The sequence below is a fragment of the Parabacteroides sp. TM07-1AC genome, assembly GCF_003480915.1.
Taxonomy (GTDB): Bacteria; Bacteroidota; Bacteroidia; order Bacteroidales; family Tannerellaceae; genus Parabacteroides; species Parabacteroides chongii.
This window is the reverse complement of record NZ_QUKD01000001.1, coordinates 536,845-551,877: the sequence shown is the minus strand read 5'-3', so window position 1 is coordinate 551,877 and position 15,033 is coordinate 536,845. Positions and strand designations below refer to the sequence as shown.

The 15,033-nt window shown below is 43.3% G+C and carries 17 protein-coding genes; 14 read left to right on the top strand and 3 right to left on the bottom strand.

Going from position 1 to position 15,033, the window contains the following annotated elements:
- Positions 1-7 precede the first annotated feature (7 nt).
- Positions 8-610: a nitroreductase family protein gene (locus DXD68_RS02335; protein ID WP_122360126.1), complete on the bottom strand. Its 603-nt coding sequence runs from the start codon at positions 608-610 to the stop codon at positions 8-10.
- 261 nt (positions 611-871) lie between these two features.
- Here DXD68_RS02335 and rpmB point away from each other — a divergent pair, with 261 nt between their 5' ends.
- The 14 genes from rpmB (at position 872) to DXD68_RS02265 (ending at position 11,623) form a co-directional block, all read left to right on the top strand.
- The gene (rpmB, locus tag DXD68_RS02330; protein WP_005638129.1) at positions 872-1,111 is read left to right on the top strand and encodes a 50S ribosomal protein L28; all 240 of its coding nucleotides are present in this window, start codon (positions 872-874) and stop codon (positions 1,109-1,111) included.
- Between the two features lie 18 nt (positions 1,112-1,129).
- The gene (gene rpmG, locus DXD68_RS02325; RefSeq protein ID WP_005642977.1) at positions 1,130-1,318 is read left to right on the top strand and encodes a 50S ribosomal protein L33; all 189 of its coding nucleotides are present in this window, start codon (positions 1,130-1,132) and stop codon (positions 1,316-1,318) included.
- A 16-nt stretch (positions 1,319-1,334) separates the two neighbouring features.
- Positions 1,335-1,487 (top strand): DUF4295 domain-containing protein, encoded by a 153-nt coding sequence (locus tag DXD68_RS02320; protein WP_005638125.1) that lies wholly within the window; start codon positions 1,335-1,337, stop codon positions 1,485-1,487.
- A 222-nt stretch (positions 1,488-1,709) separates the two neighbouring features.
- On the top strand, positions 1,710-2,834 hold the full coding sequence (gene dnaN, locus DXD68_RS02315) for a DNA polymerase III subunit beta (RefSeq protein ID WP_122360125.1): 1,125 nt from the start codon (positions 1,710-1,712) through the stop codon (positions 2,832-2,834).
- 10 nt (positions 2,835-2,844) lie between these two features.
- Positions 2,845-3,618, top strand: a complete 774-nt coding sequence (locus DXD68_RS02310; RefSeq protein ID WP_122360124.1) for a 3'-5' exonuclease — start codon at positions 2,845-2,847, stop codon at positions 3,616-3,618.
- A gap of 5 nt (positions 3,619-3,623) precedes the next feature.
- On the top strand, positions 3,624-4,775 hold the full coding sequence (locus tag DXD68_RS02305) for an iron-containing alcohol dehydrogenase (protein ID WP_122360123.1): 1,152 nt from the start codon (positions 3,624-3,626) through the stop codon (positions 4,773-4,775).
- A 111-nt stretch (positions 4,776-4,886) separates the two neighbouring features.
- Positions 4,887-6,089 (top strand): bifunctional phosphopantothenoylcysteine decarboxylase/phosphopantothenate--cysteine ligase CoaBC, encoded by a 1,203-nt coding sequence (gene coaBC / locus DXD68_RS02300; RefSeq protein ID WP_122360122.1) that lies wholly within the window; start codon positions 4,887-4,889, stop codon positions 6,087-6,089.
- Positions 6,086-7,003, top strand: coding sequence for a DUF4835 family protein (locus DXD68_RS02295; protein ID WP_122360121.1), 918 nt, complete (start codon positions 6,086-6,088; stop codon positions 7,001-7,003). The genes coaBC and DXD68_RS02295 overlap by 4 nt, the downstream gene beginning before the upstream one ends.
- A gap of 9 nt (positions 7,004-7,012) precedes the next feature.
- Complete coding sequence (recN, locus tag DXD68_RS02290; protein ID WP_122360120.1) at positions 7,013-8,677, top strand: DNA repair protein RecN; 1,665 nt, start codon at positions 7,013-7,015, stop codon at positions 8,675-8,677.
- Between the two features lie 67 nt (positions 8,678-8,744).
- Positions 8,745-9,527 (top strand): hypothetical protein, encoded by a 783-nt coding sequence (locus DXD68_RS02285; protein WP_122360119.1) that lies wholly within the window; start codon positions 8,745-8,747, stop codon positions 9,525-9,527.
- Between the two features lie 58 nt (positions 9,528-9,585).
- Positions 9,586-9,933: a DUF1622 domain-containing protein gene (locus DXD68_RS02280; protein ID WP_122360118.1), complete on the top strand. Its 348-nt coding sequence runs from the start codon at positions 9,586-9,588 to the stop codon at positions 9,931-9,933.
- A 63-nt stretch (positions 9,934-9,996) separates the two neighbouring features.
- Positions 9,997-10,422 (top strand): hypothetical protein, encoded by a 426-nt coding sequence (locus DXD68_RS02275; protein ID WP_122360117.1) that lies wholly within the window; start codon positions 9,997-9,999, stop codon positions 10,420-10,422.
- Between the two features lie 55 nt (positions 10,423-10,477).
- Positions 10,478-11,230 carry a 23S rRNA (guanosine(2251)-2'-O)-methyltransferase RlmB gene (gene rlmB, locus DXD68_RS02270; protein WP_122360116.1) on the top strand — a complete coding sequence of 251 codons (753 nt, stop codon included), beginning with the start codon at positions 10,478-10,480 and terminating at the stop codon, positions 11,228-11,230.
- 12 nt (positions 11,231-11,242) lie between these two features.
- Positions 11,243-11,623, top strand: coding sequence for a RidA family protein (locus DXD68_RS02265; RefSeq protein WP_122360115.1), 381 nt, complete (start codon positions 11,243-11,245; stop codon positions 11,621-11,623).
- A 116-nt stretch (positions 11,624-11,739) separates the two neighbouring features.
- Here DXD68_RS02265 and DXD68_RS02260 read toward each other — a convergent pair whose 3' ends face one another.
- Positions 11,740-13,302 (bottom strand): TlpA family protein disulfide reductase, encoded by a 1,563-nt coding sequence (locus DXD68_RS02260; RefSeq protein WP_122360114.1) that lies wholly within the window; start codon positions 13,300-13,302, stop codon positions 11,740-11,742.
- Positions 13,303-13,496: 194 nt separating this feature from the next.
- A complete protein-coding gene (locus DXD68_RS02255) occupies positions 13,497-15,023 on the bottom strand; it encodes a SusD/RagB family nutrient-binding outer membrane lipoprotein (RefSeq protein WP_122360113.1) in 1,527 nt (508 codons plus the stop codon).
- Positions 15,024-15,033 lie beyond the last annotated feature (10 nt).

Below are 15,033 nucleotides of genomic sequence, written 5' to 3'. Positions count from 1 at the left end.
GTTTTAATTATTCAAAAGTAAGGAAACGTTCTCCCATCGGGTCGAATTCTTTTCCTCCCGGTCCTTCGGTCGGTGTACCGAACGGCATTTGTGCGATCAGCTTCCAGTTCGGGTCGAGTTTCCATTCATTTTGCACCATTTCATCGATTAACGGATTGTAATGTTGCAGGGAAGCACCCAGGCCGGCATCTTCCAACATCGTCCAAATAGCGAACTGATGCATGGCGGAAGTTTGTTGTGACCAGATAGGGAAATTATCTTTGTAACTCGGAAAAGCTTTCTGTAAGTTTTCTACAACTGCCATATCTTCAAAGTATAAAATAGTTCCATACCCGCAGTCGAAGCTGGTATTGATCTTTGCAAGCGTTTTTTCAAATGCTTCTGCCGGAACAATCGCTTTTAATGCTTCTTTTGTGATATCCCAAAACTTCTTATGGTTCTTTCCTAAAAGAAGAACTACCCGTGACGATTGCGAGTTGAAAGCGGAAGGTACGTTTTTCACTGCAAATGCGATGATCTCTTTAATCTCATTGTCTGAAATAGGAGAGCTGTTAGTGATGTGATAGTATGTTCTCCTGTGTTCTACTGCTTCTTTAAAATTTCTAGCCATTTTTACGTAAGTATTTATGTTTATTATTATTAGTAAAACCAATAAAGTTGTATTTTTGTTGCACAGGAATACATATGTAAGTATAGGTAAAATTTATCGGAGATTTGTATGGTAGAATCAAAAATAATTTTTACCTTTGCGCCCTGTAAAGAGAGAAACTCTATTAGAATCTTCGTTCTGATCATGATGCTAGTTCGGAAGGGAAGACAGATAGCAGGAGTTGTAATTAATTTATTGCGTTAATAAAAAAAGAAGATAGCAATGTCTAAAATTTGTCAAATTACCGGAAAGAAAGCAATGGTTGGCAACAACGTTTCTCACTCTAAGAGAAGAACGAAACGTAAGTTTGATGTTAACCTGTTTACTAAGAAGTTCTACTGGGTAGAACAGGATTGTTGGGTTAGCCTGAATATTTCAGCCGCAGGCTTGCGTACTATCAATAAGCTGGGCTTAGATGCAGCAATTAAAAAAGCAGCTGAAAAAGGTTATTTAAACGCTTAATTTGGAGGAAAAGAAGAAATGGCAAAGAAAGCAAAAGGTAACAGAGTTCAGGTTATTCTTGAATGTACTGAACACAAAGAAAGTGGTATGCCGGGTACATCCAGATACATCACTACAAAGAATAGAAAAAATACAACTCAGAGATTGGAACTGATGAAGTACAATCCGATTCTGAAGAAGATGACTTTACACAAAGAAATTAAGTAATAGGAGATTTTAAACGATGGCAAAAAAAGCAGTTGCAACATTTAAGAAAGGTGACGGCCGTACTTATTCAAAAGTAATTAAAATGGTTAAGTCTCCGAAAACTGGTGCTTACATCTTCCAGGAAGAAATGATTCCTAACGAAGCAGTAAAAGATTATTTTGCGAAATAATCTTTCGTAATAAGAGATATAGAAAAGAGGTCCTTCGTCATGGAGGACCTTTTTTTGTTTTCATATTTGGTATGTTACTTTTGGTTACTTTTCTATCAAGAGAAAAGTAACGGAGATTATAATGGATAGAATCAAATATTTTTTTACTTTTGTATGGGCGTTGACGACGCGTCACTAAATAATGTACAATAATAAAATTAATAATATAAACAATTAAGAACCATGAGATTTGATGTATCCAGCACTGCGCTGTTATCACGTTTGCAGTCTATCAGCAAAGTTATTGCGTCTAAGAATTCTTTACCGATCCTCGACAGCTTCCTGTTCGACCTTGATGGTAATAAACTGACTATAACAGCTTCGGATGCTGAAACACGTCTGGTTACTTCTGTTGAGGTGATGAATGCAAAAGGAACCGGACTTTTCGCCGTTTCTGCCAAGATTCTGCTCGATCCTTTGAAGGAGCTGCCTGAACAACCGCTTACTTTTGATATTAACGACGAGAACCTGGAGATCTTTATCCATTTCCAGAACGGTAAATACAATTTCATCGGCCAGAAAGGAGATACTTACCCGCAACAAAAGCCGTTGAATGATAATGCTATCGCTATCATCGTCAATTCACAGATGTTATTGAACGGCATCAGTCGCTCGCTTTTTGCTACAGCCGACGATGAGCTTCGCCCGGTGATGAACGGAGTCTATTTCGATATCCATACCGATGATCTGACTTTTGTCGCATCAGACGGACACAAACTGGTTCGCTTGCGTAATCTGTCAGTGAAATCACCCGAAAGAGCTTCTTTTATTTTGCCGAAAAAGCCGGCTAACTTATTGAAGAATCTGCTGGGTAAAGAAACAGAGATGGTGAATATCAAATTCGATGATAACAATGCTTATGTAAGCTGTGTAAACTTCGAAATGGTTTGCCGCCTGATAGAAGGCCGTTATCCGAATTACAACAGTGTGATTCCGCAGGACAATCCGTTCAAGGTAACAATCGACCGTGTGTCTTTCCTGAACGCCTTGAAGCGTGTATCCGTGTTCTCTAATCCGGCAAGCAGCCTGGTTAAGCTGCAGTTGAAGGAAAGCGAAATGGTTGTTTCCGCACAGGATATCGATTTTTCTACTTCCGCTGAAGAAAAGATCGTTTGCCAGTTTGACGGAACGGAACTGAATATCGGTTTCAAGGCAACCTATCTGATTGAAATATTAAGTAACATCAATTCGGAAGAAGTAATTCTTGAATTGGCAGATCCCTCACGTGCCGGCCTGATCGTTCCTGCTGAAAATGAAGAGAACGAAGACCAGCTGATGCTGCTTATGCCAATGATGTTGAATGACTAATAAATAAAAAATGCAATTAAACCTGAGAAACCCGTTAGTCTTCTTTGACCTGGAGACTACGGGTATAAATATCGTCAAAGACCGTATCGTTGAAATCTCTTTTGTGAAGGTTCACCCTAACGGCAAAGAAGAGTGTAAAACGAGACGTATCAACCCGGAAATGCCCATTCCACCGGAATCGACAGCGATCCACGGCATTACGGATGAAGACGTAAAAGATTGCCCAACCTTTAAAGAAATAGCAAAATCACTGGCTGCGCAGATTGAAGGCTGTGATTTGGCAGGATATAATTCCAACCGCTTCGATATACCTTTGCTGGCTGAAGAATTTCTTCGTGCGGGAGTGGATATCGACCTGAACAAGCGTAAGTTTATCGATGTGCAGACTATTTTCCATAAGATGGAACAACGCACGCTTTCTGCCGCTTATAAGTTTTATTGCGATAAGAGCCTGGAAAATGCTCATACTGCAGAAGCCGATACAATGGCGACTTATGAGATTTTGAAAGCACAGCTCGACCGTTATCCGGATGATTTGCAGAACGATATGGAATTTCTTTCCAAATATTCCAGCTTCACCAATAATGTGGATTTTGCAGGCCGTATGGTTTACAATGAAGATGGTAAAGAAGTCATCAATTTCGGTAAATACAAAGGCAAGCTGGTGGAAGAGGTGCTGAAGAACGACCCGGGTTATTACTCCTGGATCATGAATGGCGATTTCCCGTTGAATACGAAGAAAGTGCTTACCGAAATCAAATTGAGAGGTTTTAATTCGAAATAACAGCAATGAACAACTTTGAGTTTGCCAATCCTGTAAAAGTAGTATTCGGGAAAGGTACGATTGCACGTTTATCCGCCCTGATTCCTGCCGGAAGCAAGGTACTGATGGTTTATGGAGGCGGAAGTATTAAGAAAAACGGTATCTACGACCAGGTAACAAATGCGTTGGAAGGTTTTGAAGTAACCGAATTTCCGGGTATCGAAGCCAATCCGCATTATGAAACCTGCATGAAAGCGGTAGAGATTGTAAAAGAAAAGAAAATTGATTTCCTGCTGGCAGTAGGAGGTGGCTCCGTTGTCGACGCTACTAAATTTATTGCAGCAGCCTATTATTACGAAGGCGAACCCTGGGATATTCTTTCCAAAGGGGGCGTTATCAAAAAAGCATTGCCCCTGGGCGTTGTATTGACGTTATCGGCAACCGGTTCCGAAATGAATGAACGTTCTGTCATTTCGCGTGCGGAAACCCGTGAGAAACTGAATTTCGCAAGCTCGCTGGTATTCCCGCAGTTTGCCGTACTCGATCCGGAAGTGACTTATTCATTACCGGCAAGACAAGTCGCCAACGGCGTTGTCGATTCCTTTATCCATGTTGTAGAACAATATCTTACCTATCCGGTGAATGCCAAAGTGCAGGATGCCTTTTCCGAAGGTCTGATGAAAGTGATCTATGACGAGGGTATCAAGGTTTTGGATCATCCGCAGGATTATGATATTCGTGCCAACCTGATGTGGGCAGCCACCAATGCGCTGAATGTATGGATCGGACAAGGCGTTCCGCAGGATTGGTCGTCTCACCGTATGGGATATGCGTTGACAGCCCAGTTCGGTCTGGATCATGCACAGACGCTGGCTATCCTTTTGCCGGGTGTAATGACCTATATGTTCAAGGAAAAGCAAGTCAAACTAGCCCGTATGGGTGAAGTTGTCTTCGGTATCACTGAAGGAACGGAAGAAGAACGTGCCCGTAAAACGATTACGGCCTGCGAAGACTTTTTCCGTCGTATGGGACTGAAAAACCGTTTAAGCGAATGCGGCATCAAAGAAAGCGATTTGGATGCACTTGCAGCTCCGGTAGACAAGCAGGGCTGGCATTTGGGTGAACATCATAATATTGACAGTAAGGTAACACGCGACATCCTGATGTTGCGCTTATAAGAAAAAGATACATCCGGGAGGAAAATAAATTTCATTCGGAAGAAAATCAGATTTCATCCGAATGAAACTAAAACCCCTTTCGGATGAGTGTTTATTTGAATAACAACAATGATGCTGAAAGGTAAACATATCATACTGGGAATTACAGGAAGTATAGCGGCTTATAAGGCGGCTTACATCATCCGTGCATTGGTAAAAAAAGGAGCTGAAGTGCAAGTTGTGATCACTCCGGCAGGAAAAGAGTTCATTACACCGATAACGCTTTCTGCTTTAAGTAGTAAGCCGGTTATCAGCGAGTTCTTCTCTAACCGTGACGGCTCATGGAACAGTCATGTCGATCTTGGATTATGGGCGGATGCCATGCTGGTTGCTCCGGCAACAGCTTCGACAATCGGTAAGATGGCGAACGGTATTGCAGATAATATGCTGATTACGACTTATCTGTCATGTAAAGCTCCGGTGTTTGTGGCTCCGGCAATGGACCTGGATATGTTTGCCCATCCTTCTACACAACAGAATCTGGAACGTCTCCGTTCTTTCGGAAACCATATTATCGAACCTGCCGAAGGCGAGTTGGCAAGCCATCTCGTAGGCAAGGGCAGAATGGAAGAACCGGACAAGATCATTGCCGTTTTGGAAGAGTTTTTTGCTTCCCGAACCGTTCTTGAAAAAAAAAAGATTGTAATAACAGCCGGTCCGACGTACGAAAAGATTGATCCCGTACGTTTTATAGGTAACTATTCTTCCGGGAAGATGGGATTTGCACTGGCGGAGGCTTGTGCACAGCAAGGGGCGGAGGTCACATTGATTGCCGGTCCGGTATCGCTGACAACCGTGCATCCGAATATACATCGGGTGGATGTGGAGTCCGCCGAAGAGATGTACGAGGCGGCTATGGCAGCCTTTCCGGATGCGGATGCCGGTATTTTATGTGCTGCAGTAGCCGATTACCGTCCGGAGACGCAAGCGGATGAAAAGATCAAACGCGAAAGCAAGGGCGAGATGACGCTGCACCTGGTTCCGAATAAGGATATCGCTGCTTCTTTAGGAGCTATCAAGCGGGAAGGGCAGGTATTGGTCGGCTTTGCATTGGAAACGAACAATGAAGCGACGAATGCCGAAAGCAAGTTGAAGCGGAAAAACCTCGATTTCATCGTGTTGAATTCGCTTCGTGATGCAGGTGCCGGTTTCCGTTGCGATACCAATAAAATATCCATTATCGACCGTCAGGGAGAATCGGTCAGTTATCCGTTGAAGTCCAAACAAGGGGTAGCTGCTGATATCGTAAACAAGTTGGCAACATTATTGAAATGAAAATGATTAAAAGACTGTTATTCCTGTTCCTGTTGGGAACAATTCCTTTTATCGGTAAGGCGCAAGATCGGGCAAATGAGTTTAACGCCCAGGTGAAGATCAATAGTGATAAGATCCAGGGAACTAACAAGCAGGTGTTTACTACGCTGCAGAACGCTTTGATCGAGTTTATCAATAACCGGAAATGGACGGATGCGACCTTTGGTATCAACGAACGGATTGACTGTACTTTTAATATCATTATCAATGAGATGCCTTCCGATAATAGTTTCAAGGCGGAATTACAGGTACAGGCTAGTCGTCCGGTCTATAATTCGAGTTATATAACTACTCTGTTGAACTTCCGCGACACACAGCTCGATTTCGATTATACGGAGTTCGAGCCGTTGGAATATACGGAAAATTCTTTGAATAACAATCTTACGGCTACGATCATATTTTATTTGTACACCATCCTGGGACTTGATTTCGACAGCTTTTCCCCGAAAGGTGGAAGTGCTTTCTTCCAACAGGCACAACAGGTCGTTACACTGGCGCAGGCACAAATGTCATGGAACGGGTGGAAAGCCTTCGACAGCGACCGTAACCGCCATGCAATAGCAACCGCGCTGACCGAAAATTCCTCAGAGGGTTATCGTGACATGTGGTATAATTATCACCGGAAAGGACTCGATGAAATGGCTGCAAATGTCGATCGCGGGCGTACTACGATCCTTTCTTTATTGCCTGCCCTGGAAGAATTGAAGAAAACACGGCCAAATTCTGTCTTGTTACAGATGTTTGCCGATTCCAAACTGGACGAAGTCGTTGCCATTTATTCCAAGGCGACCACGACAGAAAAGCAGGAAGGATATAAAATGCTGTCCAATCTGTATCCGGCAATGACTACGCGTCTGGAGCCGCTCAAAAAGTAAAAAAGTATTATGCTGAAATCTTTATTTATACAGAATTTTGTCTTAATCGACAGCCTGGATATTCAGTTCGATAACGGCTTTTCGGTCATCACCGGTGAAACGGGAGCCGGGAAGTCTATTATTTTAGGGGCCCTCTCGTTGGTGCTTGGGCAACGGGCAGACGGGAAGAGCATTAAGAACGGCTCGGATAAATGCGTGATGGAAGCTACTTTCGATGTCTCCAAATATCAGCTGGAAGAGTTTTTCCATGTGAACGACCTGGAGTATGATCCGGATATTTGTATCCTTCGCCGGGAATTGTTCGCTTCCGGTAAGTCGCGTGCTTTTGTCAACGACTCACCGGTTCCTCTTACCGTAATGAAGGAGCTTGGAAGCCGTCTGATCGATATCCATTCGCAACATCAGAATCTGCTGCTGGGAGATAACCGTTTCCAGCTGAAAGTGATCGATGTAATGGCTGAAAACGAAATACTTCTGATCCTGTACCGCAAGGAATACCGGCGTTATCAATCCCTGAAGCGGGAGTTGAAAGAGCTGGAAGAAAAGGCTGGTCAGAACCGGCAGGAAGAGGATTATATCCGTTTCCAACTGGAGCAACTGGCAGAGGCCCGTTTGGTAGCAGGCGAGCAGGAAGAATTGGAGCAGGAGTTGGAAACCTTGTCCCATGCCGAAGATATCAAGAGTTCTTTATATAAAATCACTGAATTGCTGAATGGCGAAGAACAGGGGAGCGTCCGGCTTATCAAAGAAGCCCTTTCCACCGTCGATTCGTTGGAGCGGTATTATCCGAAAGCCAAAGAAATAGCCGAACGTCTGCGCTCTGCTTATATCGACCTGAACGACCTGGCTTCGGAGACGGATGTCCTGAAAGAAGACATTGAATTTAATCCGGAACGTCTGGAATGGGTGAACGAACGCCTGAATACGCTGTATACTTTGGAGCAGAAGCATCGGGTCGCCACCGTGGAGGAGCTGATAGCCATACAGGATAAGTATACCGAACAATTGCACGATATCGATTCATTCGACGAGCAGATCGATGCTCTGAAAGGGCAACTGGATATCTCTCATCAGGAACTGCTCCAACAAGCAGCCGTTTTAAGCGAACAGCGTAAGATTGCATCCAATGCAATAGCCAGGCAGCTGGTGGAAATGGTTCTTCCGCTGGGAATGCCGAATGTCCGTTTTGCCGTGGATTTTGTTTCCCGGCAGGAACCGGAAAGCGATGGAATGGACGATATCCGATTTCTTTTCTCCGCCAATAAGAGCGGTGAACTGCAACCTGTCGCCCAGACAGCATCCGGTGGTGAAATCTCCCGCCTTATGTTATGTATAAAAGCAATGATTGCGGGATTCACGGCTCTTCCTGCTATTATTTTCGATGAAGTGGATACGGGTGTTTCCGGTGATATTGCCGATAAAATGGGGGATATTATGCAGGATCTGGGTTCAAAGATGCAGGTGATCACGATTACTCATTTACCCCAGATTGCAGCCAAAGGTAAAGATCATTTCTTTGTTTATAAAGAAGATACATCCGAACGTACGATAACCCGGATCAAGAAACTCAACAAAGAAGAACGGATCAAGGAAGTGGCGCGCATGTTGAGTGGCGCATCGTTGACGGGAGCATCTATAGCCAACGCAAAAGAGTTGTTGAAGGTCAAACGTTGATCGGACCGTTAAACCATTCTTTCTTTAATTGGTCATAGTAGTAATTACTAACTAAAAACGAAAAGTCATGAAACGGATTAGCTTTATATGTGTGTTGATTTTGTTGTGCAGTTTGCCGGGACAAGCTCAGTTTTGGATCAGTTTTGGTTGGAATGAACCCCATTGTCAGAGTTGTCTCTGGATGGAACAAGCCATGCGGTTGAATGGGAGGCAGGCAGCCGATTACCATAATATCGTACATAAATACGGTCAGAAGATAGAGAAGGAAGCCCGTAAGCATTATCGTTACTGGGACCAGTCGGCAAAGAAGATCTTTAATCTGCGTATGGAGCGCGACCGCAGGTTGCAACGCGTACTTTCTCCTTCGCAGTTCCGTCTGTATGTTCGCTTTGTCCGCGAACGTCCGCAGCGTATCCATGATTATCAGGGTTGGTATAACAATCCTCATTATCCGAACTATCGCCCGTCAGATGTCTGCTGGCGTTATGAAGACCATTACTGGCATAATCAATGGGAATATTCAAACGGACGATGGAATGGACGTTTTGATGACGGTAAATGGTATCGGGGTAAATATGACCGCCCGGGTCATCATGATAACGGACAGTGGCGTCCGGACAATCATAACCGCCCCAATCCAAATCATAACCAGCATTTCAATAAACCTTCGAAACCGGGAAATAATGACCGGTATGACAGAGATAAAAGATCCGACAAGCGGAGCGACAGTTATCGTAACAATGATAAACGCAATGATAAGCGCGATAAAGACAAAAAAGAGAAGGATAAAAAAGAAAACGACAATAAACGGCAGCAAAGTAAACGTTCTGAAGTGTATCGCAGAAGCTGATAATTGCTGATTGAACTTTCCTGAACATGAGTTTGTTCCTATTATAAAGAATAAACTCATGTTTACACATTTTCTAAATATCCTGGCTACGGCTATCAGTGTGGTAAGTTTACTGATCGTTACTTACGGGGCGCTGGTTGCTTTTATCACTTTTCTCGGAAATGAGCTCAAACGATTCACCGGACAATATTCAACTGTCAATATCCGCCGTTTGCGGGCTGAGTTAGGTACTTATTTGTTATTGGGATTGGAGTTGCTGATCGCTTCCGATATTCTTAAAACCGTCCTGGAACCCAGTTTGGACGAACTGGCAATCCTTGGCGGTATTGTTGTTTTAAGGACTATCCTTTCTGTTTTTCTGAATAAGGAAATCAAGGAATTGGAAAGTGAAAAGAATGCTTCATAGTCTTGTAATAATTAGGACATATCGTTAAAAATCGTACTTTTGCATTGCAGTAAAAGTAAATGGATGTTCAGAGTCAATAAGCAGATATTATTATTTATAGCAGGTTGCGTATGGATCATAGCCGGAGTTAATATTCTCCGGATCGGAATTCTTACGTGGATGCACGAAGCACATTACTCAGTACTGAAAGTGGGAGAGGCTGTGATTGTATTTCTGTTATTCCTGAATTTTGTATTTCTGCGTTTATTCCGGAAACATAGCCGGCGTATCGCCCAAAAAGGAGAAAAGAATTGCCCTTTCTCTTTCTTTGATGTCAAAGGTTGGATTGTGATGTTTTTTATGATCATTTTAGGAATGGGAATCCGCCATTCCCGCTTATTACCGGACTCCTTTATCTCTGTTTTTTATACGGGTCTCTCTTCTGCCCTTATCATTACCGGAATATTATTTCTTATTCAAGGCGTGAAGGAACGTCGAAACAGAAAATAATGTTTGTATATTTGCATTCGCATTCAATTGACAACATACAGTTAATATATATTTGATGAAAGAAAACGAAATGGTATTCGGCATACGTGCCGTGATCGAGGCTATTCAGGCCGATAAGGAAATAGATAAAATTCTTATAAAGCGCGAGTTGCAGGGAGAACTTTCCCGCGAACTGTTTGAAGTGCTGAAAGGGCGTGAGATTCCTGTACAGCGTGTACCGGCAGAACGTCTGGACCGCCTGACGCGAAAGAATCATCAAGGCGTGATCGCTTTTATTCCGGCTGTCACTTATCAGCGTCTGGAAGATATTATACCATTCGTTTACGAACAGGGCAAGAGTCCTTTTATCGTCTTGCTGGACGGTATCACGGATGTCCGTAACTTCGGCGCGATAGCCCGTACCTGCGAATGTGCCGGTGTGGATGCCATTGTCATTCCGGCAAAAGGAAGCGTTACGGTCAATGCGGATGCGATCAAAACTTCAGCCGGAGCATTGCATGTGCTGCCCGTCTGCAAAGAGAAAAGCATTGAAGAATCCATCCGTTTCCTTCAGGCAAGCGGCGTGAAGGTCTATGCTGCCAGCGAGAAAGCATACGAAAACTATACATCTATTAAATATGACGGTCCGGTCGCTATCGTAATGGGAGCAGAGGACAAAGGCGTGTCGATGGATAACCTGCGTATCTGCGACAGTATGGTGAAAATACCACAGTTCGGAACGATCGGTTCGCTGAACGTATCGGTAGCCAGTTCTATCCTGATCTATGAAGTAGTCCGCCAACGTATGAACGATGAACAAAACAACTAAAAGATAAACACAATGAAAAAAGTTATTGCAACAACAAATGCGCCTGCCGCAATAGGTCCTTACAGCCAGGCTGTACAAGTAGGAAATATGCTGTTCGCTTCCGGACAACTTGGTATCGATCCCGCTACCGGTAATTTCGTGGAAGGAGCGGTAAAGGAACAAACTGCCCAGGCTTTCAAGAATGTAAAAGCTATCCTGACGGAAGCTGGATACGAAATCAGCGATGTCGTAAAGACCACTGTATTTCTGGCTGATATGGGTGATTTCGCAGCGATGAATGAAGTATATGCTTCGCAATTCGAAGGCGCTTTCCCTGCCCGTTCCGCTGTCGCTGTAAAGACTTTACCGAAGAATGGTTTGGTAGAGATCGAAGTGATCGCTGTAAAGGCTTGATAATCAACGCTGAAAAAATAAGGGACTTTTGAAGTTAAAAGTCAGGACTTTCGTTTTTAAAAGTCCTGTCTTAACATTTCAAAAGTCCCTTATTTTTTGTATGGGCATCTGTTATCCTATTCTTTCGTCAGCGGCAAGCCTAAAACTTTGAAGCAGGAATCGCAGTCACTTTCGATGAAATCGACTGTTTTTGTGTCAGCGGGCAGGGGAGGAAAATGCAGTTTAAAAGAATATTCTCCCGATTCGGGCATGGTGAAGCGTTCTTCAGGTGTAATGCCGTCTGCTGATTTCAAAGGAAAATGCGTGCCGTCTTCGGTTTTCAGATACGTATCCTTGCTGATGCTTACCCAATATCCCGGAGCATTGAATGCCTTCATGTGAAAGACAGTTTCCGTATCGGTCAGTTCTATTCGGTTGATCTCTATCGTTTCCGTATTGCTGGATTTCTCTATCGGAGACTCGACGATCGTCGTGTTCCCTTCCTTTTTTACAGTCATGACACGGTTTGCCTTGTTTATCCATTTGTTGAGCTTGCGTTTGAGTAATCCTTTGCCGTATCCGCTCCAAGAATGCAGGATGATTCCTTCGGGGGAGATAATGACATAATGAGGTATTCCTCTCACGTTATATTTTGCAGCCAGTCCGCTCATTCCTCCAAAGTCATTCAGGTTTACCCACGGCATATCTTTTGTCTTGGAGACTTCTTTCCAGCCTTTTTCTGTGTCCGTACTCAGACTGATAACAGTAACTTTGTCCTTTTGGGTTTCGAATATCTCTTTCATTTCCGGTAAAGCCATCATACAAGGACCACAGCCACGGCTCCAGAAATCAATCAGGAGATATTTCCCTTTGTAATCAGCCAGATGATGGATGTTCCCTGCCAGGTCGTACAAGTCGGCATCCGCCATTTCATCGCCTTCTTTGACTGTAACGGGAGGATATAAATAGACGGAAATTTCTTTACCTATTGCTGATTGTTTCTCGTCATCCGATAGTTTTTCATACAGGGCAAAGACTTCTTTTTTATACGGAAAATCTTTCATGTATTTCATCTCCATACTTAATCCCCGTAATTTGTCCATCCAAATAGTTTCTACAGGTGTTTGCTGCATGATTTCAATCTCTTTTTTGGAGATGATGTGTCTTACTGAATCTTGTTTCTTTTCGAGTTCGGTCATTTCTCTTTTCAGCTTTTCACTCTCCTCTGTAGAAAGATTTCCGGATCGCAGAAGAGGTATTTTCTTCATCCTTTCGATGGATAACTCCTGATCCAGATTAGTTTCGTCGATTGTAGCTTGCTTGTATCGGTTCAATATTTGCTGTTCCTTGATAGTACTGGATACATCCCAGGTACGTAGCAACTTATTATTGCCTCTGACGGTACTGACTGTGTTCGGAGCTACCCATACATCCAGCCAGGTACTGGGGAAATCTTTATCCCTCGCCATGATCATTAATGCTTCCGGCTTGTCTTCCGCAGTTTTCTCCTTAAAGCAGAAAGATTCATTAAAGACTGTATCCTGGGCGATCGAACTCATGACCCGTCCGTCACTTCGGTAGAGCATTATCACGGTACTGTCTTTTAATCCGGTTACCTTTCCTTTTATTGTAAACTCGTTTTGTGCCTGTGCAGATACCGTCAGAATGAGCGATATGCCTGCAAAAAGTGCTTTTACCATATTTGTATGAATTAAGTAAATGCAATATTACGAATTATTCGTAATAAACAAGCGGGATGACCGGAATATTATTGCTTAACTTTACAATAAAATTATGGGACAGGTCTTTTTTTAATGATATATACGAAAAAGGGAGTAACTGATCACCGGCACTCCCTTTCTTTGTTTCCTGACAGACTTTAGTCTGTTCGGTTTTATTTCAATATCCACATGACATCATTGATGTTGTCGCTTCCACCGAACTGACGGCTTAACGCTTCTTCTAGATTCGTGCGGTTGTAATTGTATTCACGTTCCGGATACATGTAGCGAACAGGTATACGGTCCGGAGCAGTTACATTCTTACTTGATTCCGGATTGATCGGCAATACAGGGTAGCCGGTTCTTCTGTAATCATAATAAGCCTCATACGTGTGCTGCAGATAATAAGAAATATATTTCTGCGTAATGAGTTTTTTCAGATCTTTTTCAAAGGAGCCGGTCAGCTGGATTTTAGCATTAGCCAGATAGGAATTGATATACTCGTCTGTCATTACACGTCCGTGAGCATATTCTTCCGGTGTGCAGTCTCTGACAAATTCCATATGCGCCTTGATCGCTTTTTTATAGTAATCACCGGCATTTCCACTGATCCAGCCGCGCAGGCAAGCTTCTGCCAGGATGAATTGCTGTTCACTGTATCCCAGGCGTATCAGCGGTTCACCTTCTACATGAGCTTCAGAGATGTAACGTAGATTCGGACGGCAGAACAAATTGGCACCATGCGCTTTCGATACTTCTCCGTACGGAAGGGACGGGTCAACTCCTACATAAGCGTCGAAATCACTTTCCGCTTTGCCCTCGTTTGTTTTAGCGATAGACGGTTCACCGTAATAGAATAAACGGTAATCTTCATATTCTTTCATTTGGTCGACCAGTACGGAAGACATCATTGCATATTTAGTCTGGTTTGATGTCAAATCGTTGAAAGGGTATTTCATCCCTTGCTGATCTCTGTAAACCAGCTGGAAGTTATCCGTATTGGATGTCATTAAAGAACCGTTTTGGACGATACCGGCAAAACGTGATTTGATGTTCATATCAGAATCACTTTCTTTTTTAGACAGATTGATCAGGACTTTCAACTGGAATGCTGTAATGGTCTTCTTCCAGTTCTCCTTATTTCCACCGAAGATGATATCTCCTTCGAATGCTACGTCATCGGCTTCGGAGAATGCCTGGTAAGCCTTGTCCAGGTCGCTGAGAATATTCAGCATTACATCTTTCTGAGGTTCGTATGGAGGACGTGTATTTCCATCTTCTCCCTCGCCGGCATTGCTATAAGGTATATCTCCTATATTCAAGGTGATATAATAGAGCAGGTACGCTTTGGAGAAAAGAGCCAGACCTTCGTAACCCTTTTGTCCGGGCGACTTGGCTACCATATCGCTGCAATTAGTTACCTGTAGGAAACCATCGAAATCGCCGCGTCCGATATTATTATACTGCAGGTCTGAAACGCCTTCGTTCCATACGATTTGTTTGGCTAATACGCCATCATTTACATATTCTTTTACGGTACGGTCTTTCCGGACTACCTCATAGATCACTTTGGTAGCCAACATCGAAGATGGGACAGTCGTTGCTGTATCCGGGTCCGTATTCAGCTTTTCAAAATTATCACAACCTGTAAATATAGATAGTGAAATGAATAGTAACAGAAATTTATTTATATGTTTCATAATAACTCAG

Bases quoted from the DNA above. Each gene is read 5' to 3' on its own strand.
- DXD68_RS02335 (WP_122360126.1), bottom strand. From the start codon at position 610: ATGGCTAGAAATTTTAAAGAAGCAGTAGAACACAGGAGAACATACTAT.
- rpmB (WP_005638129.1), top strand. From the start codon at position 872: ATGTCTAAAATTTGTCAAATTACCGGAAAGAAAGCAATGGTTGGCAAC.
- rpmG (WP_005642977.1), top strand. From the start codon at position 1,130: ATGGCAAAGAAAGCAAAAGGTAACAGAGTTCAGGTTATTCTTGAATGT.
- DXD68_RS02320 (WP_005638125.1), top strand. From the start codon at position 1,335: ATGGCAAAAAAAGCAGTTGCAACATTTAAGAAAGGTGACGGCCGTACT.
- dnaN (WP_122360125.1), top strand. From the start codon at position 1,710: ATGAGATTTGATGTATCCAGCACTGCGCTGTTATCACGTTTGCAGTCT.
- DXD68_RS02310 (WP_122360124.1), top strand. From the start codon at position 2,845: ATGCAATTAAACCTGAGAAACCCGTTAGTCTTCTTTGACCTGGAGACT.
- DXD68_RS02305 (WP_122360123.1), top strand. From the start codon at position 3,624: ATGAACAACTTTGAGTTTGCCAATCCTGTAAAAGTAGTATTCGGGAAA.
- coaBC (WP_122360122.1), top strand. From the start codon at position 4,887: ATGCTGAAAGGTAAACATATCATACTGGGAATTACAGGAAGTATAGCG.
- DXD68_RS02295 (WP_122360121.1), top strand. From the start codon at position 6,086: ATGAAAATGATTAAAAGACTGTTATTCCTGTTCCTGTTGGGAACAATT.
- recN (WP_122360120.1), top strand. From the start codon at position 7,013: ATGCTGAAATCTTTATTTATACAGAATTTTGTCTTAATCGACAGCCTG.
- DXD68_RS02285 (WP_122360119.1), top strand. From the start codon at position 8,745: ATGAAACGGATTAGCTTTATATGTGTGTTGATTTTGTTGTGCAGTTTG.
- DXD68_RS02280 (WP_122360118.1), top strand. From the start codon at position 9,586: ATGTTTACACATTTTCTAAATATCCTGGCTACGGCTATCAGTGTGGTA.
- DXD68_RS02275 (WP_122360117.1), top strand. From the start codon at position 9,997: ATGTTCAGAGTCAATAAGCAGATATTATTATTTATAGCAGGTTGCGTA.
- rlmB (WP_122360116.1), top strand. From the start codon at position 10,478: ATGAAAGAAAACGAAATGGTATTCGGCATACGTGCCGTGATCGAGGCT.
- DXD68_RS02265 (WP_122360115.1), top strand. From the start codon at position 11,243: ATGAAAAAAGTTATTGCAACAACAAATGCGCCTGCCGCAATAGGTCCT.
- DXD68_RS02260 (WP_122360114.1), bottom strand. From the start codon at position 13,302: ATGGTAAAAGCACTTTTTGCAGGCATATCGCTCATTCTGACGGTATCT.
- DXD68_RS02255 (WP_122360113.1), bottom strand. From the start codon at position 15,023: ATGAAACATATAAATAAATTTCTGTTACTATTCATTTCACTATCTATA.